Genomic DNA, 26,993 nt, shown 5'->3' on the forward strand with positions numbered 1-26,993 from the left:
CGTGACGCCCGAGGACTGGATCGCCCACGACCCCGATCCGCAGACGGCCGCCGAGCTTGCCGCACTGGGTCCGGCCGAACTCGCCGCGCGGTTCGCCAGGCCGCTGACGTTCGGCACCGCCGGCCTGCGTGGGCCGGTGCGCGGCGGACCGGACGCGATGAACCTGGCCGTGGTGCTGCGGGCCACCTGGGCGCTGGCGCAGGTGCTCGAGCGGTCCGGCACCGTGATCGTGGGCCGCGACGCCCGGCGCGGCTCAGCGGAATTCGCCACCGCTGCCGCCGAAGCCCTTGCTGCGCAAGGGTTTTCAGTACTGCTGTTTCCCGGCACGGTGCCGACTCCGGTGCTGGCCTTCGCCGTGCGGGCCACCGGGGCTGTCGCGGGCATCCAGATCACGGCGTCACACAACCCCGCCGCCGACAACGGCTACAAGGTCTATCTCGACGGCGGCATCCAGATCGTCTCCCCGACCGACCGCCAGATCGAAGCCGCGATCACCAACGCTCCCCCGGCCGACGAAATCCCGCGCCGCACCGTCACACCCGCCGACACCGATCTGGTCGAGCGATACATCCGCCGGGCGGCAGGCGTGCGGCGGGGCGCCGGTTCGATACGGGTCGCACTGACCCCGATGCACGGGGTGGGCGGCGCGGTGGCGGTCGAGACGCTGCACCGGGCCGGCTTCGACGACGTGCACGTCGTCGACGCGCAGTTCGCACCGGACCCCGACTTCCCCACCGTCGCGTTCCCCAACCCCGAGGAGCCCGGCGCCGCCGATGCGCTGCTGGCCCTGGCGGCCGGCGTCGGCGCCGACGTCGCGATCGCGCTGGATCCCGACGCCGACCGGTGTGCGGTGGGGATCCCGGCGCCGTCCGGCTGGCGGATGCTCTCGGGCGACGAAACCGGTTGGCTGCTGGGCGATTACATCCTCTCGCAGCCCGCGACAGGGCCCAGGACAGTGGCCAGCACGGTGGTGTCCTCGCGCATGCTGGCTGCGATCGCCGCTCACCATGGTGCGCAGCACGTCGAAACCCTCACCGGTTTCAAATGGCTGGCGCGCGCCGACGCCGAGCGTCCCGGGACGTTGGTCTACGCCTACGAAGAAGCGATCGGCCACTGCGTCGATCCGCAGGCAGTGCGGGACAAGGACGGCATCAGCGCGGCGGTGTTGGTGTGTGATCTGGTTGCCTCGCTGCGCGGCCGTCCGGTGCCCGAACTGCTCGACGACCTCGCCCGCCGCTACGGAGTGCACGAGGTGGCCGCGGTGCCCCGCCGCGTCGCCGACAGTGCCGAAGCCGCCGCCCTGCTGACCCGGTTGCGCGACGATCCGCCGGATCGGCTGGCCGGTTTCGTCGCGGCCAGCAAAGACATCGCCGACGCCCTGATCCTCGCCGGCGGCGACGACGACACGTCGGTGCGGGTGGTGGTGCGACCGTCGGGCACGGAACCGAAACTCAAGTGCTACCTGGAAGTCCGGTGTGGGGTGCACGGTGACCTGGTGGCCGCGCGGCACCGGGCACGCGCGCTGTCCGGGGAGTTGGTCAGACAGGTTCGAAGCTGGTAGTTCAGCCCGATGGCGGCGACCCGCCGCGCCCGGCTAGCGCGGCCCGAACTGACGGTCCCCCGCGTCACCCAACCCGGGCACGATGAAGGCCGTCTCATTGAGCCCCTCGTCGATCGCGGCGGTGTACAGCCGCGCGTTCGGCGCCACCTTCTCGACCGCGGCGATGCCCTCCGGCGCCACGCACACGCACAGCACTTTGATGTCCGTCGCCCCACGGGACAGCAACAGGCCGAGGGTGTAGACCATCGACCCTCCGGTCGCCAGCATCGGGTCCAGGATCATCACCGGCACGTCGGTCAGGTCGTCGGGCAGCGACTCGAGGTAGGGCACGGGTTGATGGGTTTTCTCGTCGCGGGCCATGCCGACGAATCCGACGTGCGCCTCGCTCAGCACACCGTGAGCCTCGTTGACCATGCCCAGCCCCGCCCGCAGCACCGGCACCAGCAGTGGCGGTCTGGCCAAGCGGACCCCGACGGTGTCGCCGACCGGGGTGCGGATCCGCACCGGCTCGGTGGGTGCGTCGCGGGTGGCTTCGTAGACCAGCATCAGGGTCAGTTCGCGCAGCGCGGCCCGGAAGGCGGCGTTGTCGGTGCGCTCGTCACGCAACACGGTCAGCCGGGCCGCGGCCAGCGGATGGTCTATGACGTGGACGTCCACGGGGTGTGACCCTATATAACGATCGGGTTCAGGCCTGTTGACACGCGGGTTTCTGTCCCCGGAGCGGGGTCGGGCCGCCCATATACTCCCGGCATGCGAGCGCTCGGACGTCGTCTGACCAGGGGTTTCTGCGCCTTGGCGGCGGTGGGTGCGGTGATCGTGCCGGTTCCCCGGATGGCGCTGGCCGCGGCGACGCTGCCGTCGTACGCGCACGTGGTGGTCGTGATCGAGGAGAACCGCTCGCAAGCCAACATCATCGGCAACAAGGCGGCGCCGTGGATCAACGCGCTGGCGGCCGGCGGGGCGATGATGGCGCAGTCGTTCGCCGAGACGCATCCCAGCGAACCGAACTACCTGGCGTTGTTCGCCGGGACCACCTTCGGGCTCACCAAGGACAGCTGCCCGGTGGATGTCGGTGCCCAACCGAACCTCGCGTCCGAGCTGCTGGCCAGCGGGCACACCTTCGGTGGCTACTCGGAGGACCTGCCCGCGGTGGGCTCGACCGCCTGCAGCGCCGGCAAATATGCGCGCAAGCACGTGCCCTGGGTCAACTTCAGCAACGTCCCGGCCACCGTCTCCGTGCCGTTTTCCGCGTTCCCTGCCCCCGGGAACTACGCGAGCCTGCCCACGGTGTCGTTCGTCATTCCCAACAACGACAACAACATGCACGACGGCTCGATCGCCCAAGGCGACGCCTGGCTGAACAGCCGGATGTCGGCCTACGCCAACTGGGCCCGGGCCAACAACAGCCTGCTGATACTGACTTGGGACGAGGACGACGGCGGACCGCGCAATCAGATCCCGACCGTGTTCTACGGAGCGCACGTGCAACCCGGCAGCTACAACGAGACCATCAGTCATTACAACGTGCTGTCCACGCTGGAGGAGATGTACGGCCTGCCCAAAACGGGTTATGCAGCAACCGCTCCGGTGATCACAACTATTTGGGGCGGGTAAGCGCCAAAAGGCCGGGTCGCTATTGTGTGCCGCATGGCTGCTGACCTCGTGCCCATCCGCCTGAGCCTGTCCGAAGGCGACCGCTACACGTTGTGGGCGCCCCGCTGGCGCGACTCCGGGGACGAGTGGGAGGCGTTCCTGGGCAAGGACGACGACCTCTACGTTTTCGACAGCGTTGCGGATCTGGTCGCGTTCGTCCGCACCGATGAGGACAACGACCTGGTCGACCACCCGGGGTGGCAGGACATCACCGAAGCCCACGCGCAGAAGCTGGACCCGGCCGACGACAAGCGGTTCGATCTGGTGGCCGTCGAGGAACTGGTGGCCGAGAAGCCAACCGAGGAGTCGGTGGCCGCGCTGGCCGGAACGCTGGCGATCGTGTCGTCCATCGGGTCGGTCTGCGAGTTGCCGGCGATCTCGAAGTTCTTCAACGGCAATCCCACCCTGGGCACGGTGTCCGGGGGGATCGACCACTTCACCGGCAAAGCGGGCCAGAAGCGCTGGAACGCCATCGCCGAGATCATCGGCCGCAGCTGGGACGACGTGCTCAAGGCCATCGACGACGTGGTCAGCACGCCCGAGGTGGACGAGAAGCTGTCGGAACGGGCCGAGGAAGAACTCGAAGAGGAACTCGAGGAAGAAGAAGAAGACGAGGCCGCCGAGGAGTCCGATGAAGCGACCGACGAGGCCGAAGAGAGCGCACAGGAGTCCGCGGAAGAGGACGACGAGGACAGCGAGGAACAAGACGAGGAAGACGACGAGCGCGCCGAGGGCGACACCGTCGTCCTGGGCAGCGACGAGGACTTCTGGGCACAGGTAGGCATCGATCCGATCCGGATCATGACCGGCGCCGGCACGTTCTACACGCTGCGCTGCTACCTCGATGACCGCCCGATCTTCCTGGGCCGCAACGGTCGCATCAGTGTGTTCTCCTCGGAGCGGGCCCTGGCCCGCTATCTCGCCGACGAGCACGACCATGACCTGTCGGATCTGGCGACCTACGACGACATCCGCACCGCGGCCACCGACGGCTCGCTGAAGATCGACATCACCGACGAGAACGTCTACGTGCTCAGCGGGCTGGCCGACGATTTCGCCGACGGGCCGGAGGCAGTGGATCGCGAACAACTCGACCTGGCCGTGGAGCTGCTGCGCGACATCGGCGACTACTCCGAGGAGAGCACGGTCGATAAGGCCCTGGACAAGGGCAAACCGCTGGGCAAACTGATCGCGTACGTGCTCGAGCCTGACTCGGCGAGCAAGCCCGCCGGGCCGTACGCGTCGGCGGTGCGGGCGTGGGAGAAGCTCGAATCGTTCGTGGAGTCGCGGCTAAGGCGCGAATAGCGCCGCAGATTAAGTAGGCGACTACGGAGGGCGGCACGGTTCGCCCGGCCCGACACTGATCTCATGATCGCGAACCCGGCAACGATCGCCCAGGCGGCGACGGACCTCACGGCCATCGACTCGACGCTCATCGCGGGTCGCCTGCAAGCAGCGGGTCCCACCAAGGCGCTGCTGCCGCCCGCTGCCGACGAGGTGTCGGCGGGCATCACCCAGCTGTTCTCCCAGCATGCCGAGGACTTCCAGCACGCGGCCGCGCAGGCGTCGGCTTACCACGACCAGTTCGTACAGACAATGACGGCGGCGGCGGGCTCCTACGCCGGCGCCGAGGCGGTCAACGCAGAGTCGTTGTGGCAATTGCTGGGAACAGCTGCCAATAGAGTGATGGCCGACGGATTTTCGGCGTACATGCAATTATGGGCGTGGACCGCCACCTTGCCTCAGCCATTTTCGCAGATTTTCGCAACGGCGATCACCGCTCCGTTCTATGCACTGCTCGTTCCTTTCGCCGTGATATTCGTACTCAGCGTCCCGCTGTTGTTCGCGCTGTTGGCCTACAACGGGGTCTCGATATTTCCGCCGTACAACTTGTGATGTCTCAACCAGATTCCGTTCGCACCACGACTGGATAGCTGACCGGCTCGCGTCTTGCCCCCGGGTCATGACCCTGTTTCCATGATGGCCATGTCCGCGGTAGTCGCCGTGCCGGACCTGCTCGCCCAGGCCGCAACGCACGTGGCCACTATTGGCCAAACGCTCGGCGCGGCCAGCCAGACGACAGCCGCGTCGACCCGAGCGGTGCTTCCCGCGGCCGCCGACGAGGTTTCGGCGGCTGTCGCACAGCTGTTTTCCCAGTTCGGGCAGGACTATCAGACGGCGGCCCGGCAGGCCGCGGCCTATCAGCAGCAGTTCGTCCAGCACCTCAGCGCGGCAGCGAACTCCTATGCCGGCGCGGAAGCGGCCAACGTATCGTTGCTGCTGCCCGCGACCGCCGCCGCCGGCCTTCCATCCCTCGACCAGGTGTTCTCGTCGTTGATCAGCACGGTGACGGGGCTGTTCTGGCAGGCGCTGGCCTACCTCTACTATCTGGGCTTCTTGCTCCTCATCCCGATTTACGCCGCGCTGGCGCTGTGGCTGCCGGTCGCCCTCCTGGGCTCGCTTTTCGGGTTGACCTAGAGATCAGCCGCGCAGGCCGCGAGGATTGCGTCCCAGTCTTCGACATTGAAGTGGTCCTCGCCTTCAGACCAGTTCAGCTCCACTCCTGGAATCGTGCGCTCGAAGTAATGCCCCATGGCCGATGGGACAAAAGAGTCGCGGTCGCCCTGCCAAATGTGGGTGGGCACGGCGACCTCGCTGACCTCGAACCCCCACGGACGATAGAGCAGGAACGATTCGTAGCCTCCCGCGCGACCACCCTGCCGGAAGCCTTCGAGCTGTGTCGCGAGGAAGTGCCGGAGGAATAGTTCGTCACCCAGGTGCTGGCGCTCCGCGGACGGCACCCACGCCGTCAGCAAGCGGCAGAAGAGGCCGGGTCGGTACTTCGCGCACCAGCCCAGTGGGACGAACGCGGCGTCGAAGGTCCAGGCTCCGAGATTCGCGAGAGCGCTGTAGACGCGGTCGGTCGCGTTCAGGGCACTCACGATCTCCGGCGTCGCCAGCGGACCCCACGGCGCGAAGGCGCCGATGAAGCGGAGCCGCGTCGGCGGTATCAGAGCGCCGCAGACAAACAGGTGCGGCCCGGCTCCGGAATGCCCGACCACCCCGAATTCCCGCAGACCCAGCGCATCGGCCAAGTCACAGACGTCGGCCGGCCAATCGCGGAATCTGCGTCCGGGCTGGAAAGTCGAACGTCCGAATCCGGGGCGGTCGATCGCAATCAGGCGGAAACCGTTCCGCTTGGCTGCACCGTCGGCGAACACACCCTCGAGCCGGGAGCTCGGGGTTCCGTGAAAGTAGAAGGCGGGATAACCGGTGGCCTCGCCCCATTCCAGGTAGGCCAACTCACGGCCATCGGCCAGGCGATGAAGCTGCGCCTCGTCGGTGCGAAGTCGCTCGGGCAGCACGCCGACGATGCTAGTCAGAAACGGTCCGACGCGCGGGACATAATCATCGGCGAAATCGGTGTCCCTCCGAACGTCACCAAATGCCAAGTTGCCGTTGCAAACTGGGCATAGCGAAATCTGGTGAAACACAAATACTCCGGACGTGTGCGGCTATCATTCCGTTCTGCGTGATGCTCACTGTCGGGGGGAGCCGGTGGATTGCTCTTCGGCCAGGCAGGCGGCGGCGCGGACAACGGCGCAGGTGGCGGAGGCGGCCATGGCATCAAAGGCGCAGACGGCACAGGTGGCGGAGCCGGTATCGACGGGGCGCCGGCTTAGGACCGCCGCCGAGGGCACTCCGCGACACTGAACTGACGCACACGACACGCACAGCGCGCCCGGCTACCAGCCCCTACCCGATCAGCACCGCATACCGAGGCTTGATCACCTCGTCGATGATCGCCAGCCGCTCGTCGAAGTGGATGAACGCCGACTTCATCGCATTGATGGTGAAGCGCTGCAGGTCGGCCCAGCCGTAGCCGAAGGCCTCGACCAGGCGGTGCATCTCCAGGCTCATCGTCGTGTCGCTCATCAACCTGTTGTCGGTGTTGACGGTCACCCGAAAGCGACTGCGCGCCAACAGGTCGAACGGGTGGTCGGCGATGCTGGCCACCGCGCCGGTCTGCACGTTGGAACTCGGGCACAGCTCCAGCGGAACCCGCTTGTCCCGCACGATCGCCGCCAGCCGGCCCAACACCACGCGCCCGTCCGGGTCGACCTCGACGTCGTCGACGATACGCACCCCGTGGCCCAGCCGGTCGGCCCCGCAGAACGCGATCGCCTCATGGATAGACGGCAATCCGAACGCCTCGCCCGCATGAATTGTGAAGCGCGCGTTGTGGTCTCGCATGTATTCGAAAGCGTCCAGGTGCCGGGTGGGCGGGTGCCCGGCCTCGGCGCCGGCGATGTCGAATCCGACCACGCCCCGGTCGCGGAACCGGACCGCCAACTCGGCGATCTCGCGCGACATCGCCGCATGCCGCATCGCGGTCACCAGGCAGCGCACCTTGATCGGGGTGCCCGCGGCCGCACACGCCTTCTCCCCCGCCGCGAAACCGGCCAGCACCGCGTCGACGACTTCGTCGAAGGACAGCCCACGGTTGATGTGCAACTCGGGGGCGAAGCGGATTTCGGCGTACACGACGGCGTCGGCAGCCAAATCCTCCACCGCTTCGTGGGCGACCCGGTACAGCGCGTCCGGCGTCTGCATCACCGCGACGGTGTGCGAGAACGGCTCGAGGTAGCGCTCCAGTGAACCGCTGTGCGAGCGGGTGCGAAACCACGTCGCCAACTCATCGGCATCGGTGGCCGGCAACTCGTCGTAGCCCACCTCGCGCGCGATCTCCAGCACCGTAGCCGGCCGCAGCCCGCCGTCCAGGTGATCGTGCAGTAGCGCCTTGGGTGCCTGCTGGATCTGCTCGAGGGTCAGGTTCATCGCGTGATCCGATCAATAATCAACGTCCTGGGAACGGGCGGGGTGTCACTCACGCTGAAGGCACCGTCCAACTCCGCCAGCGCGGGTCCCAGACGCTCCGGCGTTTCGGTGTAGAGCGTGAACAACGCCTCACCCGCCGTGACCGGCTCGCCCGGCCGCCGGTGGATCCGGATGCCAGCGCCGTGTTGCACCCGCGCCCCTGGTCGGGATCTGCCCGCACCGAGGCGCCAGGCCGCCAGCCCCACTGCCATCGCGTCGATGTCGCTCATTGTGCCGCCCCGCGCGGCCGTCACGGTTTCCGAACACCCACCAATTGGCAACGGTTTCGACAAATCACCGCCCTGGGCGGCCACCAACCGGACGAACCGGTCCATCGCGGTGCCGTCGCGCAACGTCTGCGCGGGGTCCACCCCGTCGATGCCGGCCAGCTCCAGCATCTCGGCGGCCAGTCGCAGTGTCAGCTCCACCACATCGGGCGGCCCGCCGCCGGCCAGCACTTCCAGCGACTCCTGGACCTCGACGGAATTGCCGACGGTGCGGCCCAGCGGGCACTGCATGTCGGTGAGCAACGCGCGGGTGGGCACCCCATGCGCGATGCCCAACTCGACCATGGTGTGGGCCAGTTCGCGGGAACGCGCTTCGGGCTTCAGGTAGGCCCCCGAGCCGACTTTGACGTCGAGCACCAGCGCGCCCGCCCCCTCGGCCAGCTTCTTGCTCATGATCGAACTGGCGATCAGCGGCAGCGACTCGACGGTGCCGGTGATATCACGCAGCGCGTACAGCTTGGCGTCGGCCGGCGCGAGCTCACCCGCGGCGAAGATGGCGGCCCCGACGTCACAAAGTTGTTCGCGCAGCCGTTGGTTGGACAGATTGGCACTGAATCCCGGAATTGACTCCAGCTTGTCCAGGGTGCCGCCGGCGTGCCCCAGGCCGCGCCCGGCCGCCTGCGGCACCGCGGCACCGCACGCCGCCACGACCGGCACCACCGGCAGTGTGATCTTGTCACCCACTCCCCCGGTGGAGTGCTTGTCGACGGTCCGCAGGCCCAGATCGGTGAAATCCATCCGCGGGCCCGAGGCCAGCATGGCGGCGGTCCATCTGGCGATCTCGTCGCGATCCATGCCGCGCAGGAAGATTGCCATCAGCAGTGCCGACATCTGTTCGGGCGCAACCGTGCCGTCGGTGTAGGCGGCGACAACCCAATCGATGGCGGCATCGGACAACCGGTCGCCGTCCCGCTTGATGCGGATCACCGTCGGCGCATCGAAAGCGAACTCGCTCAACGGGAGTCCCGGAAAAGATCGCCGGGACCGAAGGCGTCGGGCAGCAGCTCCCCGAGCGCCCGCGCACCGGCGGGATGGTCGATCAACATCTCCGGGCCGCCGTGCTCGAGCAGTACCTGCCGGCATCTCCCGCACGGCATCAACAGCGCACCGCCGGAGTCCACGCACGCCAGCGCCCGCAACCGGCCACCCCCGGTGGAATGCAGAGCGCACACGACGCCGCACTCGGCACAGAGACCAAGACCATATGAGACATTCTCCACATTGCAGCCGGTCACGATCCGGCCGTCGTCAACCAACGCCGCCGCGCCGACCCGGAACCGCGAATACGGCGCGTAGGCTCCGGCGGAAACTTCAATTGCCTTGTCCCGCAGCACCTTCCAATCGACTTCCGACATTGGCGACCCCGCTCGGCGTTGTGCTGGCTGAACCACACCACCCTAGCCCGGCTGTGACACGGGATATGGATCACATCGTGGCGCTACCGCGGGCAACGTTTACCGGGCTAAGCTCGCGATTGCCCGGCGATAGCCGCCTATCCGCCGGATTCCCAACGGCGTGAATGAGGTGAGCTGTCAGGTGGTTCTGAAGACGACAACCACGGATCCGCCGGCGCCGGAATCGTCACGCAAACGCAAGCCGCCCAGGACGCTCTACCGCGGAGACCCCGGCATGTGGGCGTGGGTGCTGCACCGCATCAGCGGCGCCACCATCTTCTTCTTCCTGTTCGTACACGTCCTGGACTCCGCGGTGCTGCGGGTCAGCCCGCAGGCCTACAACACCGTGCTCGCCGACTACAAGACCCCGATTGTCGGCTTGATGGAGTACGGGCTGGTGGCCGCCGTGGGATTCCACGCGCTCAATGGGATCCGGGTCATCCTGATCGACTTCTGGTCCGAAGGTCCGCGCTATCAGCGTCGGATGTTATGGATCGTCGCCGTGACGTTCCTGGTGATGCTGGTGATGGCCGGCGTGGTCACCGGAATCCATATGTGGGAGCACTTCAAATGAGCAGCCCCGATCTTCAGCTAGGACCCGGCCAGACCGCACCGGTGAAGCAGCGCAGCTACTACCGCCCCGCCAGCCTGGACAACCCGCGCTCGCCGCGCCGCCGCGCGGGCATCCCGAACTTCGAGAAGTTCGCGTGGTTGTTCATGCGGTTCTCCGGCATCGTGCTGGTGTTCCTGGCCATCGGCCACCTGTTCATCATGCTGATGTGGGACAACGGCGTGTATCGCATCGACTTCAACTACGTCGCACAGCGATGGGCCTCACCGTTCTGGCAGGTATGGGACCTGCTGCTGCTGTGGCTGGCACAGTTGCACGGCGGCAACGGCATTCGCACCATCATCGACGACTACAGCCGCAAGAACATCACCCGGTTCTGGCTGAACGCGTTGTTGACGGTGTCGATGGTGTTCACGCTGATGCTCGGGACCTATGTGTTGATGACGTTCAACCCGAACATTTCGTGAAAGACGACATTTTCGTGAAAGGCGCGCCGTGATCGAGCAACACCGATACGACGTGGTGATCGTCGGCGCCGGCGGTGCCGGCATGCGTGCCGCGGTGGAGGCGGGCCCGCAGGTCCGCACCGCGGTTCTCACCAAGCTCTACCCGACCCGCAGCCACACCGGCGCGGCCCAGGGCGGCATGTGTGCCGCGCTGGCCAACGTCGAAGAGGACAACTGGGAGTGGCACACCTTCGACACCGTCAAGGGCGGCGACTATCTCGCCGACCAGGACGCGGTGGAGATCATGTGCAAAGAGGCCATCGATGCGGTCCTGGACCTGGAGAAGATGGGGATGCCGTTCAACCGCACCCCCGAGGGCCGCATCGACCAGCGCCGCTTCGGCGGCCACACCCGCGACCACGGCAAGGCCCCGGTAAGGCGGGCCTGCTATGCGGCCGACCGCACCGGCCACATGATCCTGCAGACGCTCTACCAGAACTGCGTCAAGCACGACGTCCAGTTCTTCAACGAGTTCTACGCTTTGGACCTGGCTCTCACCCAGACCCCGACCGGCCCGGTGGCCACCGGAGTGGTGGCCTACGAACTGGCCACCGGCACCATCCACGTCTTCCACGCCAAGGCGATCGTGCTGGCCACCGGCGGCTCCGGCCGCATGTACAAGACCACCTCCAACGCGCACACCCTGACCGGCGACGGCATCGGCATCGTGTTCCGCAAGGGACTTCCGTTGGAGGACATGGAGTTTCACCAGTTCCACCCGACCGGTCTGGCCGGCCTGGGCATCCTGATCTCCGAAGCCGTGCGCGGCGAGGGCGGCCGGTTGCTCAACGCCGACGGCGAGCGGTTCATGGAGCGCTACGCCCCGACCATCGTCGACCTGGCGCCGCGCGACATCGTCGCCCGCTCCATGGTGCTGGAAGTGCTGGAGGGCCGCGGCGCCGGACCCAACAAGGACTACGTGTACATCGACGTCCGGCACCTCGGCGAGGACGTGCTGGAAGCCAAGCTGCCGGACATCACCGAATTCGCCCGCACCTACCTCGGGGTGGACCCGGTGAAAGAATTGGTGCCGGTCTACCCGACCTGTCACTACGTGATGGGCGGCATCCCGACCACGGTCAGCGGACAGGTGTTGCGCGACAACACCAACACCGTGCCCGGGTTGTTCGCGGCCGGCGAGTGCGCGTGTGTGTCGGTGCACGGCGCCAACCGGCTGGGCACCAACTCGCTGCTGGACATCAACGTCTTCGGCCGCCGCGCCGGCATCGCCGCCGCCCGCTACGCACAGAGCCACGATTTCGCCGACATGCCGCCGGACCCGGCGGCGATGGTGGTCGGCTGGGTGCGCGACATCCTGTCCGAGCACGGCAACGAGCGCGTCGCTGACATCCGCAGCGCCCTGCAGCAGTCGATGGACAACAACGCCGCGGTGTTCCGCACCGAGGAGACGCTCAAGCAAGCACTGACCGACATCCATGCCCTCAAGGAGCGGTACTCGCGAATCACCGTGCACGACAAGGGAAAGCGTTTCAACAGCGACCTGCTGGAGGCCATCGAGCTCGGCTTCCTGCTGGAGCTGGCCGAGGTCACCGTGGTGGGTGCGCTGAACCGCAAGGAATCCCGCGGCGGCCACGCCCGCGAGGACTACCCCAACCGCGACGACGTCAACTACATGCGGCACACCATGGCGTACAAGGAGGGCACCGACCTGCTCAGCGACATCAGGCTGGACTTCAAACCCGTCGTGCAGACCCGCTACGAGCCGAAGGAGCGGAAGTACTGATGACCGCCGATGCAGAAGTCGAGGTAGTCAAGGACCCGCCGCTGCCGCCGGTTCCCGAGGGCGCGGTGATGGTGACCCTGAAGATCGCCCGCTTCAACCCCGACGACCCCGACAAGTTCGCGGCCACCGGCGGCTGGCAGAGCTTCCGGGTGCCGTGCCTGCCCAGTGACCGGCTGCTGAACCTGCTGCTCTACGTCAAGGGCTACCTGGACGGGACGCTGACCTTCCGGCGCTCGTGCGCCCACGGCGTGTGCGGCTCCGACGCCATGCGGATCAACGGGCTGAACCGGTTGGCCTGCAAGGTGTTGATGCGCGACCTGCTTCCGAAAAAGCCCGGCAAGAAACTCACCGTCACGATCGAACCGATCCGTGGGCTGCCGGTGGAAAAAGACCTCGTGGTCGACATGGAGCCGTTCTTCGACGCCTACCGGGCGATCAAGCCGTACCTGATCACCACCGGCAATCCGCCTACCCGCGAACGCATTCAGAGCCCCACCGACCGCGCCCGCTACGACGACACCACCAAGTGCATCCTGTGCGCCTGCTGCACCACCAGCTGTCCGGTGTTCTGGTACGAGGGTAGCTACTTCGGCCCGGCCGCGATCGTCAACGCGCACCGGTTCATCTTCGACAGCCGAGACGAGGCCGCCGCGCAGCGCCTCGACATCCTCAACGAGGTGGACGGGGTGTGGCGGTGCCGCACCACGTTCAACTGCACCGAGTCCTGTCCGCGCGGCATCCAGGTGACCAAGGCGATCCAGGAAGTCAAGCGCGCGGTGATGTTCTCGCGCTAACTTGCGCGGAAGACGCAAGAGCCCGGGGTTTTTACGTCTGTTGGCGGCGACTCGGGAGGGTCTCATGAGCAGAACCGCTGCACTGGTTCTTGTCCTGTTTGTCGGGCTGGCCATGATTGTCGGCGGCGTTCACGAGGCCACCGTTGCCCCAGTGAAGTGCAACGACAAGACCGTCATGCACAGCGGCGATGTCTGCAAGGGGCAATACAGACACCCCTCAGGAACCTACGGCGAGCTGCGTACCACCCAGCAGGTGGTGGGATGGATCATTGCCGGGCTGGGTTGCGCTGTGATCGTTTGGGCCATCGTGAAGACAGTCAAATCCACCCGCCGCCGTTCTACTGCGCCGCAGCAGTCCTACCCATCGGGAAATCCTCCGCCGGGCGCTGGACCGCCGAACTACCGACCGCAGCCACCCGGCCAGTACTACTACCCGCCGCACCATCCCCCACCGCACTATCCCCCACCGCACTATCCCCCACCGCAACCTGGGCAATACCGCCCGCCGCCGCCACGGCGATGAGAGTCAGCTCGGCGGCAGCTTGAGCACGCGATTGTTGCCGGCGTCGGCGACGTAGACGTTCCCGGCGGAGTCCACCGCGACACCCTGCGGTCCCTTGAGTCCGTTGAACGGCAACGTGATTGACGTCGTCGTGTCCTTCGTCAGCTTCATGACGCGGTTGGCGTGGCTGTCGGTCACGTAGAGGTCGCCGGCGGCGTCGACCGCGACGAAGTCGGGGTGCCCGACCGCGTACGGCAACACGGTCGCCACCGACGCCGTCCAGGGCAGCTTCAGTATCCGCTCGTTCGCGCTGTCGATAACGAACAGGCCGCCGTCGCTGCCCACCGCCACACCCGCAGGATCGTCAAGGCCGGTGAAAGGCAATTCCCGCTGCGCGGAATGTGCCCCGTTCAGCGCCAGCACTCTGTCGTGCCCCAGGTCGGCGACGACGATCCGGTCCGTCTCGGGGTTGCGTCGATACAGGGCCACCCCCGCAGGGCGCGCGAGATCGGTCAACGGCAGCACCGTCTGGCCGGCTCCCGGCACCAGCTCCAGCACCCGATTGTTCGTCGGCTCGGTGATCACCACATTGCCCTGCTCATCGATGGCTATGCCACCCGGATGATTCAGGTCTGCGAACGGTTCGACGGTCTGGGTGGTCGAGTCTGCGGGCAGTTTCAGCACCCGGTTGTGGCCGGTATCGGTGACATAGACGTTGCCGCTGATGTCGACCGCCACACCGAGGGGCCCGTCGAGCCCGGTGAACGGCAAGACAATCTGCGTCTGCGTGGTCCCGGAGCGAAACGGAAATCCGTTGGTGAGCGCCAGGACTGCGGCGATCAGCAGCACCACGGCGGCGACCGTGCCGACTGTCAGGGCCCGGCGACGGCCGCGTGACGGCGACGGGACGGTGCGGGCATCCTGCGTCGAATGCAGCGCGTCGGGGAGCGCGGACGGCGGCGCCGGTTTCGTGGCCAGGGCCGCGCGGGCGGCGACGGCGAGCTCCTGCGCGGACTGGTACCGCTCATCGGGGTGCTTGGCCATGCCGCGTGCGATCACCTCGTCGAACCCGGCAGGCATCGCGGGGTCGGAGCTGCTCGGCTTGGGTGGCTCGTCGAACAGATGCGCGGCGGTCAACCCCTCCACCCCGCCACCGCGGAAGGGCGGCCGCCCGGTCAGGCACTCGTAGAGCACACAGGCCAGCGAGTACACGTCGGAGCGAGCGTCGGCCATCGTCCCGGACCTGAACCGCTCCGGGGCCATGTACGCCGGACTTCCCGGGGCGATGTCGGTGCGCGTCAAGCGCGACGCAGTTGCTTCGTGCACCAGCCCGAAGTCGATGAGATACACGAATTCTTCGCCGACCATCAGCAGGTTCGACGGCTTCACATCGCGATGCACCAGCCCCGACTTGTGTGCAGCGTCCAGCGCCACGGCGACCTGTTCGACCACTCGGACCGCCTGCTGCGGGCTCATCGGCCCGGCCTGGTCGAGCACGTGGTGCAGGTCGACGCCGTCGACGATCGGCATCACCAGATACAGGCGCCCGTCGATCTCACCGGCCTCATAGATCGGGATGATGTGCGGGTTGGCCAACCTGCCCGCGGCATATGCCTCGCGCCGGAACCGCTCCTGGTAGCCGGGCTCGGTGGCCAGTTCCGTTCGCAGCACCTTGACCGCCACGTCACGTCCCAGCAAGGTGTCGTGGGCTCGGTACACCGAGCCCATGCCACCGGCGCCGAGCAATTCGAACAGCCGGTACCGCCCGAAGTCCGTTTCCTCGGCCATGACCACCGGCGTCACCACCGGCGCCAGCGCCTCTCGGGCGGCGACGGCCAACTCGCGGGCGGTTGGATAGCGGTTGTCGGGATCATCGGCCAGGCCGCGCGCCACGACCTCGTCGAATCCGGCCGGGATGGTGAAGTGGACGTCGCTCGGCTTGGGCGTCTGGCCGGCGGGGTCTGCCGGCCGGCCGGTCAGGCACTCATAGAGCACGCCGGTCAGGGCGTGGATGTCGCCGGCCGGGTCACCCGGGGCCGAGCTGTCGGCGGTGGCACCGAAATCGAGCAGGTACACGAACTCGCCGCCGACCACGAAGATGTTCGCGGCCCTGACATCACCGTGCGTCAGCCCGCACCCGTGGCCGGCCTCCAGCGCCGCGGCGGCCTGTTCGATCACCCGCACGGCCAGCTTCGGGCTGATCGGCCCGTCGCGGTGCAGCATGGTTTGCAGGTCGACACCGTCGACGACGGGCATCACCAGGTACAAGCGGCCATCGATCTCGCCGGCCTCGTAGATCGGGATGATATTCGGGTTGTGCAGGCGGGCCGCGACGGCCACTTCCTGCCGGAACCGGTCCTGAAACGGCGGCTCGGCGGGCATCAGCTTGATGGCCACTTCCCGGGTCATCATGGTGTCCCGGGCCCGATAGACCGTGCCGATGCCGCCCCAGCGGAGCACTTCGAGCAGTCGGTAGCGCCCGAAGACCTCGCCTTCCACGTCCCCCGTCACCAAGCCTCCTCCGGAGCGGTGTCTGGATGCTATCAACGCAGGTATGCAAAGAACCCCCGCGCTCGCCAGGCACCTCTATGACCGTTTCGAGCCGATCCATGCCCTGACCTACTTTGCTCCCGAGGTACGAACGGCGTTGGACGGCCTGGGTTATCGCGGATTTTGGATGGGGTACTTCGCCGCACGTTCGGCGCCGCTGGGCGCGGTGGCGCCGCAGGTGGTGACAGCGGTGTTCTACAACTTCGCACACGCCCGGGTGGCCAAGTCGCTGCCGGCCGCGTGGCAGATCGCCGGTCCGGACAGCGCATTACGCGCCCGCCAGGACTCCACCGTCGCGGCCTTGCGCCGATGCGGCGTCACCGACGACGAAAACGTGAGCACCGCAGCAGAATTGGCGTGTCGTACCGCGCAGTGCGCACCGGTGGACGGCCGGTCGCTGTTCGCGGCCAACGTCGCGTTGCCGGTGCCCTCCGATCCGGTGGCCGCGCTCTGGCACGCGACCACCCTGCTGCGCGAGCACCGCGGCGACGGGCACGTCGCGTCGCTGGTAGCCGCGGGGATCTCCGGGCGAGAGTCGAACGTCTTCCATACCGCGGCGAGCGCGGTCTCCGAGGAATTCATGAAGCGTTCCCGCCACTACGACGACGACGAGTGGCAGTCCTGCCGCCAGAGCCTCGCCGACCGCGGGTTGCTCGATTCCGATGGCTCGTTGACGCCGGACGGGCGTGACCTCAAGTCTCAGCTCGAATCCACCACTGACGCATTGGCTTTGCGGGTGTTCGATGGTCTCGACGACGACGATCTGCAGGCCTTGTTCAGCGCGCTGACGCCGGTCGCGCGGACGGTGATCGCCGCCGGCGACGTGCCCGCCGCCACACCCATGAGTGCCCGCCTCGATTTTTGAACTCAGCGTCCAGTGCCAGTGCGGCGCCGTCCTTGGCTTCCGCGTACGCCGCCACGAGATTCTCGATCACCCCGTTCCACGACTCCTCGTCGACGCACAACCGGCTCGCGGTCAGCACCAGCCGGTCGGGTGTCCCCGGCAGCAGCGACACGGCGAACAACCGGCCGGTGCGCATGTCGTAGCTGGCACGTTGGCGGGCGATCACCTCGGGCACTGTGACCCCGGGTGGCTCCACCGCCCAGCTCCAGCTGCCACCGGGACGGGACAGCCACCGGTCGCGACTGGGTTCGAACACCGCACCCAGGGCGGGGTTCGCCTCGAAGACCGCGTCCACCGCAGCGCGGATTCCGGTCTGGTCCAGCCGCGAGTCGGCGATCAGCACCTCCTCGTGCGCCCAGTCCTCGAGTTCGGTCAGCTGCGGGAATTCGGTAAAAGACCAGTAAGACGACGTTGCGTGCTCCACCTGTCCAGAGTCCGCCGCCGCCCTTGGAAAATCCTTGGCGAATTCTTGGCGGCGCTCTGTCACACGAACCTGTCACATGAAGGCGGGCTGTCTCGTCTGAGGGGTATGACGCAGAAAACACGCATTCAGCCCCTGCCTCCCAAGCGCGCCGGACTGCTGGTGCGCACCATGTACCGGGTCGCCAAACGCCGCTTCGGCGAGGTGCCGGAACCGTTCACCGTCGCCGCTCGCCATCCGCGGCTGCTGGTCGCCAACGCCGTGCACGAAACGATGCTGCAGAACGCCTCGCGGACCCTGCCGGCCAACGTGCGCGAACTGGCGGTGTTCTGGACCGCGCGCACCGTCGGCTGCTCGTGGTGTGTGGACTTCGGAGAGATGTTGCAGCGGCTGGACGGCCTGGACACAGAGCGCCTCAGGGACATAGATGGATATGCGACTTCACCGCTTTACTCCGACGACGAGCGCGCCGCGATCGCCTATGCCGACGCGATGACCACCGACCCGCATGCGATCACCGACGAGCAGGTCGAGGATCTGCGGGTTCGCTTCGGCGACGCAGGAGTGATCGAGCTGACCTATCAGATCGGCGTCGAGAACATGCGCGCGCGGATGTATTCGGCCCTGGGGATCACCGAGCAGGGCTTCAATTCGGGCGATGCGTGCCGGGTACCGTGGGCTGATTCCGCCGAATCATTCAAAAAGTGAACTAAATCGTTCCTGAACTCGTAGCATTTGGCAGCAGTCCTTTGGTTGTCGGGGCCACCGGGGAATGGAGCCGCAATGTCGTCGTACGTGATCGCCGCACCTGAGGCCTTAGCCTTGGCTTCGGGTGAGTTGACCAAGATCGAGGAGGCGATCAGAGGGGCCGCCGCCGCGGCGGCTCCTTCGACGACGAACATCGCCTCCGCGGCTGCCGACGAGGTGTCGGCTGCGGTCGCGAAGTTCTTCGGCAGCTACGCCACCGAGTTGCAGGCCCTGACGGCGAATACGACGCTGTTCCAGTCCGAGTTCGAGCGCGCGTTGAGTGCGGCCGGGGCTGCGTACGCAGCCGCCGAGGCCGCCAACGCCGCGCCGCTGCAGGGGTTGTTGCAACAACTCGGCAGCGCGTTGTCCACCTGCCCGCTGTTCAACGGCACGGGCGCCGCGACGGTGGGAGCGCTGCTCAACTTCGGCGCCGATGCCGTGGGCCTGGGCAAGTTCATCAATTTCCCCACCACGTTGCCCGTGACGGGTACGGGCGGAGTGACCGGCGTCCGGGTCGGCTTCTCGTTCATGCCAATCCCGATCGGCCCAACCTCTTTCCTCGGGCTCCCGATCCCCCAGTTCAATTACCCCGCTCCGGCGTTCTGGTACTTCCCGACACAGGCGAACGGAACGGTGGCCCCCACCGGCACTGTGTATTTTTCGCACGGCTTCGGCGCGTTCGGTTGGTTGTACCAGCCGCTTGCCATCGAACTGGCGGGGCAGACCAACAGCGCGGTCGTGACTCCGACCGTGCCGTCGATTCCGTTGCCGTTGGGCCTGTGGATCGGCAGCCCGGAGATGCAACAGGGCGTGGCGTCGTTGTTCCAAGGCCCCCAGACGGCACTGAACATGAGCGCGCAACACGCGGGATTAGTCGGCACGCTGCCGCAGGATTTCATCCTGTCCGGACACTCCGCCGGAGGAGGGCTCACCTCGATCGCCGCCGGCAACTACCTGGCGAATCTCAATGGCGCCACGAACCACCTCAAGGGCGTGGTGATGTTCGACGGCGTCGCCAACAACAACGCGGTATTCGCCGGCGCGATCAGCCAACTGCAGGCGGCCAATGTTCCGATCTACACGGTGGCGGCGCCGCCGCAGTCGTGGAATGCCTTCGGCAACACCACAAATCAGTTGGTCAGCCTATACCCGGGCCAATTCGTCGGCGCGGAGATTGCGGGCGGCTCCCATGTCGACTCGATGCTGGGCCGTGGCCCGCTGATCGACTTGGCCCTACAGGTGATCACCCAGTTCTCCCCGCCGGGCGCCACCGCGGCGGTGTACACGCTCTCGACGGGCTGGATCAACGACATGTGGGCCGGGCTGGGTCCGACCAGCCCCGGTCACGTCGGCATCTACGGACCCGCACCCAGTTATAACTACGTGGCGCCCGGCGGTCAGTCGATCTCCCTCCCGCCGGCCACGGCGATCATCCTGCCGGTGTAGCCCGCAGCGGCGAGCCGGTGAACTTGTCGGGATTGGCGACATCCCAGAGCGCGACCACCTTGCCGTCGCGCACCGTCATCGCCGTGATCCGCGGCGCCATCTCCCTGCGCCCTTCGGAAGCTGGGAATCCCGTTGTGTATGAGCCTAATTCGCCATTGACCAACGCCAGATGATTTGCGGTGTAGAACGCGTCGCCGTAGCGGCGGGCCAGGCCCATCATGAACCGGACCACCTTGTCCGCTCCGCGGATGGTCTGAACCGCGGTGGGCGCCTTGCCGTCCGAGTCTCCGGTGAACGTCACGTCGGGGTGCAGCAGCGAGACCACGGTCTCGATGTCACCGGCGGCCATCGCGGCCATCAGCCGGCCGACCACCTCGGCATGCGCAGGGTCGGGCTCCGGCGGCGGCGCCGCGGAGACGGCCTTGCGGGCCCGCGACGCCAGTTGCCGCGCGGCGGCTTCATTGATGCCCAGCACATCGGCGACCTCAGCGAACGGCACGGCGAACCCGTCGTGCAGCACGAACGCCACCCGCTGATCGGGTCGCAAGCGCTCGAGCACCACCATCGCCGCGAACCGGGCGTCCTCGGCGGACACCACGGCCGACAACGGGTCAGCCGCTTGGGCGTCCGAGAAGCCCGTCACGACCGGTTCCGGCAGCCAATTGCCGGTATAGCTTTCCCGTCGGTGTGCCGCCGAACGCAACTTGTCCAGACCCAGCCGGCTCACCACCGTGGTCAACCAGGCACGCAAGTCGTGGATCACACCGTCCTGCGCGCTCCAGCGCAGCCAGGCTTCCTGAACGATGTCCTCGGCGTCCGCCACGGTTCCGGTCAGCCGGTAGGCGACCGACATGAGATGCGGTCGCAGCGACTCGAATTCGGTGACCTGCGTCGTCGCGACCATGACCTGAGCGTAACGCCGGCCTATGGTGCAGTGATTTTCATGAATAAATTCAACTCCTTCGGTAAGGTTCTGCTGTGGTCGATCACTGGCCCATGATCGGCCGACAGCAGGACGTCCGCTCCGTCATGGGCTCCATTGCCGAGATGCGGGGCGTCGCGCTGGCCGGCAAGGCCGGGGTAGGCAAGTCGCGACTGGCTCGCGAGGCGATACGGGCCGCGGTGGCCGACGGCTGGACCGTGCGAACCATCGCCGCCACCGCCACCAGCAGGCCGATCCCGCTCGGCGCCTTCGCGCAGTGGACCGACGATGTGGAGAACGCGCCACTTGCCTTGGCGCGCCGTGTCATCGGCGCCTTGACCGACGGCGTGCAACCGGACCGCCTGCTGGTATTCGTCGACGATGCCCACCTGCTCGACGAAATCTCCGCCCTCGTCGTACACCAACTGGCACATTCGCGGGCCGCTGCTCTGATCCTCGCGATCCGTGCCGGCGCGCCCGTTCCGGCCGCGCTGACGGCGCTGTGGAAGGACGGCCTGTTACTGCGTCATGACCTGGAGCCGTTGCAACGCAGCGAGGTCGAAGACCTGTTGGCGGAGGTCTTCGGCGCGGCCCCCGATCAGCAGTGCGCGGAGCGGCTGTGGCACCTTACGAACGGCAACGTGCTGTATCTGCGTCAGCTCATCGAACAGGAACGCCGGGCGGAACGGATGACGATCCGGGACGGCGCCGTGCGCTGGCACGGAGACACCGAAATCTCCCGATCCCTCGCCGAATTGCTGGACGCGCATATCGGCGCCATTCCGGCGGCCGTACGCGACGTCGTCGATCTGGTGGCCGTGTCCGAACCGGTGGACTGGCACTGCCTGAGGCTAATCGCCGATCAGGACGCCATCGAAGATGCCGAACAGCGCGACCTCATTCGGGTGTCGGGCGGCGACGTGTACATCGGGCACCCCTTATACGCCGAGAGCCGCCTGAACCGCTGCGGCTCGTCGCGGCTGCGCCGCCTTCGCGGCCAGGTCGCGGCCGCGATGAAGGACGGCGGAGGCATCGCCAAGACAGTCAAGCGGGGCCTGCTATGGCTCGAGTCCGACCTGCCGCCCGAGCCGGGCGTGCTGTTGTCGGCTGCCACGGCGGCCAGTTCACTACTGGACTTCGAGACAGCGGAACAGCTTTTCAGCGCGGTCGCCGCGACGGGTGCCGGCGCGCAGGCCCGCATACCCTTGGCCTACTCGCTGTTCATGATGGAAAAGGGCGAGCTCGCGCTGGAAGTGCTCGACGGTGTGGAGGTCGACGAGGCCACCGAATCCGCGTTCATCAACTACATGGTGATGCGTGCGTCCAACTTGCTGTGGGGATTGCGATCGCCCGAGCGGTCTTGGCGGCTGATCGACGATGCGCTGGAAACCGCCCAAGGCGCCCGACGGCAGCAGTTGCTCATTTTCCGCGCGAATCAGCTCTCGTTGGCCGCCCGGCCGGTGCAGGTCCTGGCGACGGTAGCGGAGGTGGACTATGACCAACTCGATTGGTACGGCATGACAATGGGTTACGCCGCCGAGTGCCTGGCCAACGCGGAACTGGGCCACCTCGATCGGGCCGTGGCCAGGGCAGTCGATGCGTCGGCGGCGCTCGTCTTGAGCGAGCAGGGCAAATTTCTTCAGCAGCCCCTGACGGAGTTCCACACCTTCGCCCTGGCGGCTGCCGGGCAGATTTCCGAGGCCATCGAGGTCGCCGAACGGCACCGCCGTACCCAGCGCGACGAACCGGTCGCCATCCGCACAGTCGCATCCGAGATCCTCGGAATGGCGATGCTGGCTGCCGGAGATCTCGTTGCCGCGCTGCGGTTGCTGCCCAACGAGATCGACGACGAGATGACGAACAACTTCAACCTGGCCAACAGCTTCTACCGGTTCCACCTGATGCGCGCCCAGGCGCTGGCCCGCTGCGGTGACGTCGATGCGGCCGAACGCGCATTGAGCACCGCCCGTACCCACCGACATCCGGCCTATGTGTACGTCGAATCCCTCGAAATGCTCACCGCCGCGTGGCTGGCGGCGGTGCGCTCACGCACCACCGAAGCACGTCAACTGGCCCGCGAAGCGGCCGAGTTAGCGCGCGAGCACGATCAGTTCGCCCGCGAAGTGTGGTACCTGCAGACCGCGGTGCAGTTCGACGACGTCGATGCGGCCGCGCGACTGGCCGAGTTGGCTACGCGTGTGCAAGGACCCCGCGCCGCGATCGCCGCGCGCTACGCCGCGGCGCTGGGTGCTGACGATTCCGCTGAACTCGAAAGAGCCTCAACGGAATTCGAAGACATGGGCGATCTACTGGCGGCCGCCGACGCCGCCGGCCAAGCCGCGGTGTCACACCGGCGGGCGGGGCGGGCGGGCAGCGCCATAACCCTGGCCACCCGCGTGCGCAGTTTGGCGGCCCGATGTGGCGGCGCGACCAGTCCGGCGATCGCGGCGGCCTCTTTCGCGCCGCCGTTCACCGCCCGCGAACGGGAGGTCGCGGTGCTGGTGGCGCGGGGGCTGTCGAATCGGCAGATCGCCAAGGCGGTGTCGCTGTCGGTACGGACCGTCGAGAGCCACATCTACCGGGCGAGTACCAAGGCCGGCGTCAGTGGACGCGCCGCGCTGGCACGGCTGATGCGCGGTGCCGAGGAGCCGAACTGACGGCATCCCTACCATCGGTGAGATGAGCAACCTCTGGCTGCACTTCACCCGGCACGGCCCGGACTTCACCCCGCCGGTGATCACCCGCGGCGACGGCGTCACGATTTTCGACGACCGCGGTAAGAGCTACCTCGACGCGCTGTCCGGATTGTTCGTGGTGCAGGTCGGTCACGGCCGGTCCGAACTCGCCGAAGTCGCGGCCCGGCAGGCGCAGACGCTGGCCTTCTTCCCGCTCTGGGGATACGCCACCCCGACGGCCATAGAACTCGCCGAACGCGTCGCCGGGTACGCCCCGGGTGACCTGAACCGGGTGTTCTTCACCACCGGTGGCACCGAGGCCGTCGAAACGGCATGGAAAGTCGCAAAACAATATTTCAAGCTGACCGGCAAACCCGGTAAGCACAAGGTGATTTCGCGTTCGGTCGCCTACCACGGCACCACGCAGGGCGCGCTGGCGATCACCGGCCTGCCGAAGTTCACCGCCCCCTTCGAGCCGGTGACGCCGGGCGGTTTCCGGGTGCCCAACACGAACTTCTACCGCGCAGCCGAACCGCATGCCGCGGACGCCAAAGCGTTTGGCCGGTGGGCGGCGGACCGGATCGCCGAAGCGATCGAATTCGAAGGACCGGACACCGTCGCGGCGGTGTTCCTGGAACCGGTGCAGAACGCCGGCGGCTCCATTCCGCCGCCGCCGGGTTATTTCGAGCGGGTACGGGAGATCTGCGACGAATACGACGTGCTGCTGGTGTCCGACGAGGTGATCTGCGCCTTCGGCCGAATCGGATCGATGTTCGCGTGCAACGACTTCGGCTATGTACCCGACATGATCACCTGCGCGAAAGGTTTGACGTCGGGCTACGCGCCGCTGGGCGCCATGATCGCCAGCGAGAGGCTGTTCGAGCCGTTCAACGACGGCGAGACGATGTTCCCGCACGGTTATACGTTCGGTGGGCATCCGGTGTCGACGGCCGTCGGGCTGGCCAACCTCGACATCTTCGAGCGCGAAGGCCTCAACGACCGAGTCAAGGAGTTGTCCCCCGCGTTGCGGGCAACCCTGGAGAAGCTGTACGACCTGCCCATCGTCGGCGACGTGCGGGGCGAGGGGTTCTTCTTCGGGATCGAACTCGTCAAGGACCAGGCGACCAAGCAGACCTTCGACGACGACGAACGCTCCGCCCTGCTCGGCCGGGTGTCGTCGGCGATGTTCGAAGCCGGCCTGTACTGCCGCACCGACGATCGCGGCGATTCGGTGATCCAACTGGCGCCGCCGCTGATCAGCGGTCAGGCCGAATTCGACACCATCGAGTCGATCCTGCGGGAAGTGCTCAAGTCCGCTCACCCAGCCGGATGAACACCGCAAGGGCGACGGTGACCACCGCTGTCGCGGTGCCGACGTACAGCGTCTCCAGCGCGCCGGTCAGCAACATGCGCTCGACGAATTTTATGACGACGATGACCACCAGCACCTGGATGATCGGTCGCTTGAGATCGCCCAGATTGTGCACGGTCAGCCACTCGGGCAGGTGCAGGTCGGCGACAAAGAGCTCGAACAGACCCAGCGCCACGATGAGTTGCACAGTCGCCAGCAGGAACAGGTCGACAACTTCCAGCAGGCTGATCACCGCGGAATCCTGGCGCCACCCCCCATGTGCCAACACCACGACCAGGTCCACGGCGCGTCCAGACGCCCACAGCAACGTCACCAGGGTCGTCACCGCCAGCCCGCAGACGGCGATGACGATCAGAAAGCGGAGGCGTTCAAATACCAGACGCACGACGGTTCCCGCTCAGCATGATGGGCAGGCGCTTCAGTGAATTGTTCAGGTTCGAGCGGATCCGCACGGGCTCGCCGCTGAGCTCGATGCCCGGGAAGGTGGCCAACAGCTCTTCGAAGAAGACGCGGGCCTCTAGTCTGGCCAGGTGCGCGCCCAGGCAGAAGTGAGCGCCCATCCCGAACGACAGGTGCGGATTGGGATGGCGGTGGATGTTGAATCGCTGAGGGTCTTCAAAGACGGTTTCGTCGCGATTGGCGGACGTGTAATACATCGCTACCTTGTCGCCGGCCCTGATGTGGACTCCGGCGAGTTCGGTGTCGACGAGCGCCGTCCGCCGAAAATAGTGCAGCGGGTTGTCGTAACGGAGAATCTCCTCGATCGCACGCCCGATGAGCGACGGATCGGCTCGCAGTTCGGCCAGCTGGTCGGGGTGTCGCAGCAGGGTCAACAAGCCTGACGACAACATTCCCTTGGTGGTGTCGTTGCCCGCGGTAACCAGCTGCACGAAGAAGCCGCCGAATTCAAGGTCAGTCATCGGCCGGCCGCCGAAATCGCCGTGGAGGATGGCCCCGGTCAGATGGGCGACCGGTTCGGCCGTCCGACGCGCGGCGGCCAGCTCGACCGCATAGGCCGCCATCTCGGCCCCGCCCTCGCCGTCGCCGTATGCCGGACCCGCCAGGTCCGGGTCCTGATTGGAGGTGATGCGCTCAGCCAACTGCTGCAGGTAGGGCCAATCTTTCCGGGGCAGTCCGAAGAGCTCGCCGATAACGTGGGCCGGCAGCGGAGCCGCGACCTGGTGAACGAACTCCACTTCGCCGCGTTCCTGCGCATCGGCCATGATCGAACGGCAGATATCGCGTACCCGACCCTCGAGACGTGCTATCGCGCGTGGGCGAAAGTGCGGTGACATCGGCGCGCGATACGCATGGTGACGGGGCGGGTCCATCGCCGCCAACATGTTTCGCATCCTGCCCAGCGTCACTGGTGGTAGGTCTTCGATGACGATGCCGCCTTCGGTGGCCGAAAAGACCTCCGGGTGGCGGGCGACCTCGACCACATCAGCGTGACGCAGCACAGCCCAGAAGCCGGGCTCACCATTCATCGGTTGCCAGTGCACCGGATCCGTGTGCCGCAACCCCGCGAGCGCCTCGTGCGGAACGCCGTTGACGAAGGCATCCGGACTGGCGAGGTCAAGAAGACCGGATGCGGTGGGTGCGCTCATTGCACGAGTACGTTCGGCCGGGGCAAACCTGCGGCCTCGCACAGGGACAGGTAGTTCACCAGGGTGCTGGTTCCGTCGAAGACGCTCTCCACATTTCCCACGGCGTCGAGATTGAGGTTGGCGCCGTAGATCTGGAACCACACATGGGTGTCGTCCTCGAGTACCTGCAGGGTGTGGATGGAGCCCGCGGGTTCGTACAGGAACGATCCCGCGCGGTTGACGTAGCTGTACTCCCGGTATCGCCAGGCTCCCGAAGTGGTGTAGGCGTACACCGGTCCGGTGTGTTTGTGCCGCTGCACCTGATAGCCGGCCTGGAATATGTTCTCCACGATCCACAGACCCTCGGCCGCTCTGACCTGGATCACTTTGAGCAGCGACCCGTCACCGACGTCGACGAACGGCAGTTCGTCGGCGCCGACATGCATGGCGGCGGGGATATCGACCATCGTCATTTGGCAA

Annotated in this window: 25 protein-coding genes and 1 pseudogene; 15 read left to right on the top strand and 11 right to left on the bottom strand. The window is 66.8% G+C overall.

The features are described from left to right. Position 1: 1 nt before the first annotated feature. Complete coding sequence (locus ACNQS7_RS13560) at positions 2-1,561, top strand: phospho-sugar mutase (RefSeq protein ID WP_418012932.1); 1,560 nt, start codon at positions 2-4, stop codon at positions 1,559-1,561. Positions 1,562-1,594: 33 nt separating this feature from the next. Here the strand turns inward: ACNQS7_RS13560 and upp are convergent, their stop codons facing one another. After that, on the bottom strand, positions 1,595-2,218 hold the full coding sequence (gene upp, locus ACNQS7_RS13565) for a uracil phosphoribosyltransferase (protein ID WP_418012933.1): 624 nt from the start codon (positions 2,216-2,218) through the stop codon (positions 1,595-1,597). Positions 2,219-2,311: 93 nt separating this feature from the next. On the opposite strand from upp, the gene ACNQS7_RS13570 reads away from it, so the two are divergent. The 4 genes from ACNQS7_RS13570 to ACNQS7_RS13585 all read left to right on the top strand — a co-directional run bounded on the left by ACNQS7_RS13570 (position 2,312) and on the right by ACNQS7_RS13585 (position 5,692). Continuing rightward, a complete protein-coding gene (locus tag ACNQS7_RS13570; RefSeq protein ID WP_418012934.1) occupies positions 2,312-3,175 on the top strand; it encodes an alkaline phosphatase family protein in 864 nt (287 codons plus the stop codon). A gap of 33 nt (positions 3,176-3,208) precedes the next feature. Then, a complete protein-coding gene (locus ACNQS7_RS13575) occupies positions 3,209-4,519 on the top strand; it encodes a primosomal protein (RefSeq protein WP_418012935.1) in 1,311 nt (436 codons plus the stop codon). Between the two features lie 63 nt (positions 4,520-4,582). Further along, the gene (locus tag ACNQS7_RS13580; RefSeq protein ID WP_418012936.1) at positions 4,583-5,110 is read left to right on the top strand and encodes a PE family protein; all 528 of its coding nucleotides are present in this window, start codon (positions 4,583-4,585) and stop codon (positions 5,108-5,110) included. A 90-nt stretch (positions 5,111-5,200) separates the two neighbouring features. Next, positions 5,201-5,692 carry a PE family protein gene (locus tag ACNQS7_RS13585; protein WP_418012937.1) on the top strand — a complete coding sequence of 164 codons (492 nt, stop codon included), beginning with the start codon at positions 5,201-5,203 and terminating at the stop codon, positions 5,690-5,692. Here ACNQS7_RS13585 and ACNQS7_RS13590 read toward each other — a convergent pair. The 4 genes from ACNQS7_RS13590 to ACNQS7_RS13605 form a co-directional block, all read right to left on the bottom strand. Then, positions 5,689-6,576: an alpha/beta fold hydrolase gene (locus ACNQS7_RS13590; RefSeq protein ID WP_418015986.1), complete on the bottom strand. Its 888-nt coding sequence runs from the start codon at positions 6,574-6,576 to the stop codon at positions 5,689-5,691. The two genes, ACNQS7_RS13585 and ACNQS7_RS13590, sit on opposite strands and share 4 nt — an antisense overlap. A 394-nt stretch (positions 6,577-6,970) precedes the next feature. Beyond that, entirely contained in the window at positions 6,971-8,053 is a 1,083-nt protein-coding gene (locus tag ACNQS7_RS13595) for an adenosine deaminase (protein WP_418012938.1), read from the bottom strand. Continuing rightward, positions 8,050-9,336: a thymidine phosphorylase gene (locus tag ACNQS7_RS13600; RefSeq protein WP_418012939.1), complete on the bottom strand. Its 1,287-nt coding sequence runs from the start codon at positions 9,334-9,336 to the stop codon at positions 8,050-8,052. Before ACNQS7_RS13600 ends, ACNQS7_RS13595 begins: the two co-directional genes overlap by 4 nt. After that, positions 9,333-9,734 carry a cytidine deaminase gene (locus ACNQS7_RS13605; protein WP_418012940.1) on the bottom strand — a complete coding sequence of 134 codons (402 nt, stop codon included), beginning with the start codon at positions 9,732-9,734 and terminating at the stop codon, positions 9,333-9,335. Before ACNQS7_RS13605 ends, ACNQS7_RS13600 begins: the two co-directional genes overlap by 4 nt. Positions 9,735-10,008: 274 nt before the next feature. Between ACNQS7_RS13605 and sdhC the strand changes: the two genes are divergently transcribed. The 5 genes from sdhC (at position 10,009) to ACNQS7_RS13630 (ending at position 13,911) form a co-directional block, all read left to right on the top strand. After that, a complete protein-coding gene (sdhC, locus tag ACNQS7_RS13610; protein ID WP_055576390.1) occupies positions 10,009-10,347 on the top strand; it encodes a succinate dehydrogenase, cytochrome b556 subunit in 339 nt (112 codons plus the stop codon). Continuing rightward, entirely contained in the window at positions 10,344-10,811 is a 468-nt protein-coding gene (locus tag ACNQS7_RS13615; protein ID WP_055576386.1) for a succinate dehydrogenase hydrophobic membrane anchor subunit, read from the top strand. The genes sdhC and ACNQS7_RS13615 overlap by 4 nt, the downstream gene beginning before the upstream one ends. 28 nt (positions 10,812-10,839) lie before the next feature. Next, complete coding sequence (sdhA, locus tag ACNQS7_RS13620) at positions 10,840-12,594, top strand: succinate dehydrogenase flavoprotein subunit (protein WP_055576385.1); 1,755 nt, start codon at positions 10,840-10,842, stop codon at positions 12,592-12,594. Next, positions 12,594-13,388 carry a succinate dehydrogenase iron-sulfur subunit gene (locus ACNQS7_RS13625; protein WP_310784190.1) on the top strand — a complete coding sequence of 265 codons (795 nt, stop codon included), beginning with the start codon at positions 12,594-12,596 and terminating at the stop codon, positions 13,386-13,388. The genes sdhA and ACNQS7_RS13625 overlap by 1 nt, the downstream gene beginning before the upstream one ends. A 64-nt stretch (positions 13,389-13,452) precedes the next feature. Continuing rightward, positions 13,453-13,911 carry a hypothetical protein gene (locus ACNQS7_RS13630; protein ID WP_418012941.1) on the top strand — a complete coding sequence of 153 codons (459 nt, stop codon included), beginning with the start codon at positions 13,453-13,455 and terminating at the stop codon, positions 13,909-13,911. A gap of 3 nt (positions 13,912-13,914) precedes the next feature. Here ACNQS7_RS13630 and ACNQS7_RS13635 read toward each other — a convergent pair whose 3' ends face one another. Continuing rightward, positions 13,915-16,401, bottom strand: a complete 2,487-nt coding sequence (locus ACNQS7_RS13635; protein ID WP_418012942.1) for a serine/threonine-protein kinase PknD — start codon at positions 16,399-16,401, stop codon at positions 13,915-13,917. Between the two features lie 43 nt (positions 16,402-16,444). Between ACNQS7_RS13635 and ACNQS7_RS13640 the strand changes: the two genes are divergently transcribed. Then, positions 16,445-17,305: an SCO6745 family protein gene (locus tag ACNQS7_RS13640; protein ID WP_418012943.1), complete on the top strand. Its 861-nt coding sequence runs from the start codon at positions 16,445-16,447 to the stop codon at positions 17,303-17,305. Here the strand turns inward: ACNQS7_RS13640 and ACNQS7_RS13645 are convergent. Continuing rightward, the gene (locus ACNQS7_RS13645) at positions 17,217-17,768 is read right to left on the bottom strand and encodes a hypothetical protein (RefSeq protein WP_418012944.1); all 552 of its coding nucleotides are present in this window, start codon (positions 17,766-17,768) and stop codon (positions 17,217-17,219) included. The two genes, ACNQS7_RS13640 and ACNQS7_RS13645, sit on opposite strands and share 89 nt — an antisense overlap. Before the next feature lie 48 nt (positions 17,769-17,816). On the opposite strand from ACNQS7_RS13645, the pseudogene ACNQS7_RS13650 reads away from it, so the two are divergent. After that, positions 17,817-18,473 (top strand): annotated as a pseudogene (locus ACNQS7_RS13650) (carboxymuconolactone decarboxylase family protein); the annotation flags it as partial. 75 nt (positions 18,474-18,548) lie between these two features. After that, complete coding sequence (locus ACNQS7_RS13655; protein ID WP_418012945.1) at positions 18,549-19,958, top strand: PE domain-containing protein; 1,410 nt, start codon at positions 18,549-18,551, stop codon at positions 19,956-19,958. Here ACNQS7_RS13655 and ACNQS7_RS13660 read toward each other — a convergent pair. Beyond that, on the bottom strand, positions 19,942-20,862 hold the full coding sequence (locus ACNQS7_RS13660) for a sigma-70 family RNA polymerase sigma factor (protein ID WP_418012946.1): 921 nt from the start codon (positions 20,860-20,862) through the stop codon (positions 19,942-19,944). The two genes, ACNQS7_RS13655 and ACNQS7_RS13660, sit on opposite strands and share 17 nt — an antisense overlap. Positions 20,863-20,936: 74 nt before the next feature. On the opposite strand from ACNQS7_RS13660, the gene ACNQS7_RS13665 reads away from it, so the two are divergent. Both ACNQS7_RS13665 and ACNQS7_RS13670 read left to right on the top strand, forming a co-directional pair. Continuing rightward, positions 20,937-23,537 (top strand): LuxR C-terminal-related transcriptional regulator, encoded by a 2,601-nt coding sequence (locus ACNQS7_RS13665; RefSeq protein ID WP_418012947.1) that lies wholly within the window; start codon positions 20,937-20,939, stop codon positions 23,535-23,537. Between the two features lie 22 nt (positions 23,538-23,559). Then, positions 23,560-24,888 carry an aspartate aminotransferase family protein gene (locus tag ACNQS7_RS13670; protein WP_418012948.1) on the top strand — a complete coding sequence of 443 codons (1,329 nt, stop codon included), beginning with the start codon at positions 23,560-23,562 and terminating at the stop codon, positions 24,886-24,888. Here ACNQS7_RS13670 and ACNQS7_RS13675 read toward each other — a convergent pair. From ACNQS7_RS13675 to ACNQS7_RS13685, 3 genes are read right to left on the bottom strand one after another with little or no spacing between them, the layout of a single operon-like run. After that, the gene (locus ACNQS7_RS13675; protein ID WP_418012949.1) at positions 24,863-25,312 is read right to left on the bottom strand and encodes a YqhA family protein; all 450 of its coding nucleotides are present in this window, start codon (positions 25,310-25,312) and stop codon (positions 24,863-24,865) included. The genes ACNQS7_RS13670 and ACNQS7_RS13675 overlap by 26 nt on opposite strands. Then, a complete protein-coding gene (locus ACNQS7_RS13680; protein WP_418012950.1) occupies positions 25,296-26,534 on the bottom strand; it encodes a cytochrome P450 in 1,239 nt (412 codons plus the stop codon). Before ACNQS7_RS13680 ends, ACNQS7_RS13675 begins: the two co-directional genes overlap by 17 nt. Next, positions 26,531-26,986 carry a 2,4'-dihydroxyacetophenone dioxygenase family protein gene (locus ACNQS7_RS13685; RefSeq protein ID WP_418012951.1) on the bottom strand — a complete coding sequence of 152 codons (456 nt, stop codon included), beginning with the start codon at positions 26,984-26,986 and terminating at the stop codon, positions 26,531-26,533. Before ACNQS7_RS13685 ends, ACNQS7_RS13680 begins: the two co-directional genes overlap by 4 nt. Positions 26,987-26,993 lie beyond the last annotated feature (7 nt).

Origin of the sequence: Mycobacterium sp. 23 (assembly GCF_048287075.1) — a bacterium.
Lineage (GTDB): Bacteria > Actinomycetota > Actinomycetes > Mycobacteriales > Mycobacteriaceae > Mycobacterium > Mycobacterium gordonae_B.

Bases quoted from the DNA above. Each gene is read 5' to 3' on its own strand.
- ACNQS7_RS13615 (WP_055576386.1), top strand. From the start codon at position 10,344: ATGAGCAGCCCCGATCTTCAGCTAGGACCCGGCCAGACCGCACCGGTG.
- ACNQS7_RS13575 (WP_418012935.1), top strand. From the start codon at position 3,209: ATGGCTGCTGACCTCGTGCCCATCCGCCTGAGCCTGTCCGAAGGCGAC.
- ACNQS7_RS13605 (WP_418012940.1), bottom strand. From the start codon at position 9,734: ATGTCGGAAGTCGATTGGAAGGTGCTGCGGGACAAGGCAATTGAAGTT.
- ACNQS7_RS13630 (WP_418012941.1), top strand. From the start codon at position 13,453: ATGAGCAGAACCGCTGCACTGGTTCTTGTCCTGTTTGTCGGGCTGGCC.
- ACNQS7_RS13580 (WP_418012936.1), top strand. From the start codon at position 4,583: ATGATCGCGAACCCGGCAACGATCGCCCAGGCGGCGACGGACCTCACG.
- sdhC (WP_055576390.1), top strand. From the start codon at position 10,009: ATGTGGGCGTGGGTGCTGCACCGCATCAGCGGCGCCACCATCTTCTTC.
- ACNQS7_RS13680 (WP_418012950.1), bottom strand. From the start codon at position 26,534: ATGAGCGCACCCACCGCATCCGGTCTTCTTGACCTCGCCAGTCCGGAT.
- ACNQS7_RS13570 (WP_418012934.1), top strand. From the start codon at position 2,312: ATGCGAGCGCTCGGACGTCGTCTGACCAGGGGTTTCTGCGCCTTGGCG.
- ACNQS7_RS13625 (WP_310784190.1), top strand. From the start codon at position 12,594: ATGACCGCCGATGCAGAAGTCGAGGTAGTCAAGGACCCGCCGCTGCCG.
- ACNQS7_RS13670 (WP_418012948.1), top strand. From the start codon at position 23,560: ATGAGCAACCTCTGGCTGCACTTCACCCGGCACGGCCCGGACTTCACC.
- ACNQS7_RS13655 (WP_418012945.1), top strand. From the start codon at position 18,549: ATGTCGTCGTACGTGATCGCCGCACCTGAGGCCTTAGCCTTGGCTTCG.
- ACNQS7_RS13660 (WP_418012946.1), bottom strand. From the start codon at position 20,862: ATGGTCGCGACGACGCAGGTCACCGAATTCGAGTCGCTGCGACCGCAT.
- ACNQS7_RS13640 (WP_418012943.1), top strand. From the start codon at position 16,445: ATGCAAAGAACCCCCGCGCTCGCCAGGCACCTCTATGACCGTTTCGAG.
- ACNQS7_RS13595 (WP_418012938.1), bottom strand. From the start codon at position 8,053: ATGAACCTGACCCTCGAGCAGATCCAGCAGGCACCCAAGGCGCTACTG.
- ACNQS7_RS13685 (WP_418012951.1), bottom strand. From the start codon at position 26,986: ATGACGATGGTCGATATCCCCGCCGCCATGCATGTCGGCGCCGACGAA.
- ACNQS7_RS13585 (WP_418012937.1), top strand. From the start codon at position 5,201: ATGTCCGCGGTAGTCGCCGTGCCGGACCTGCTCGCCCAGGCCGCAACG.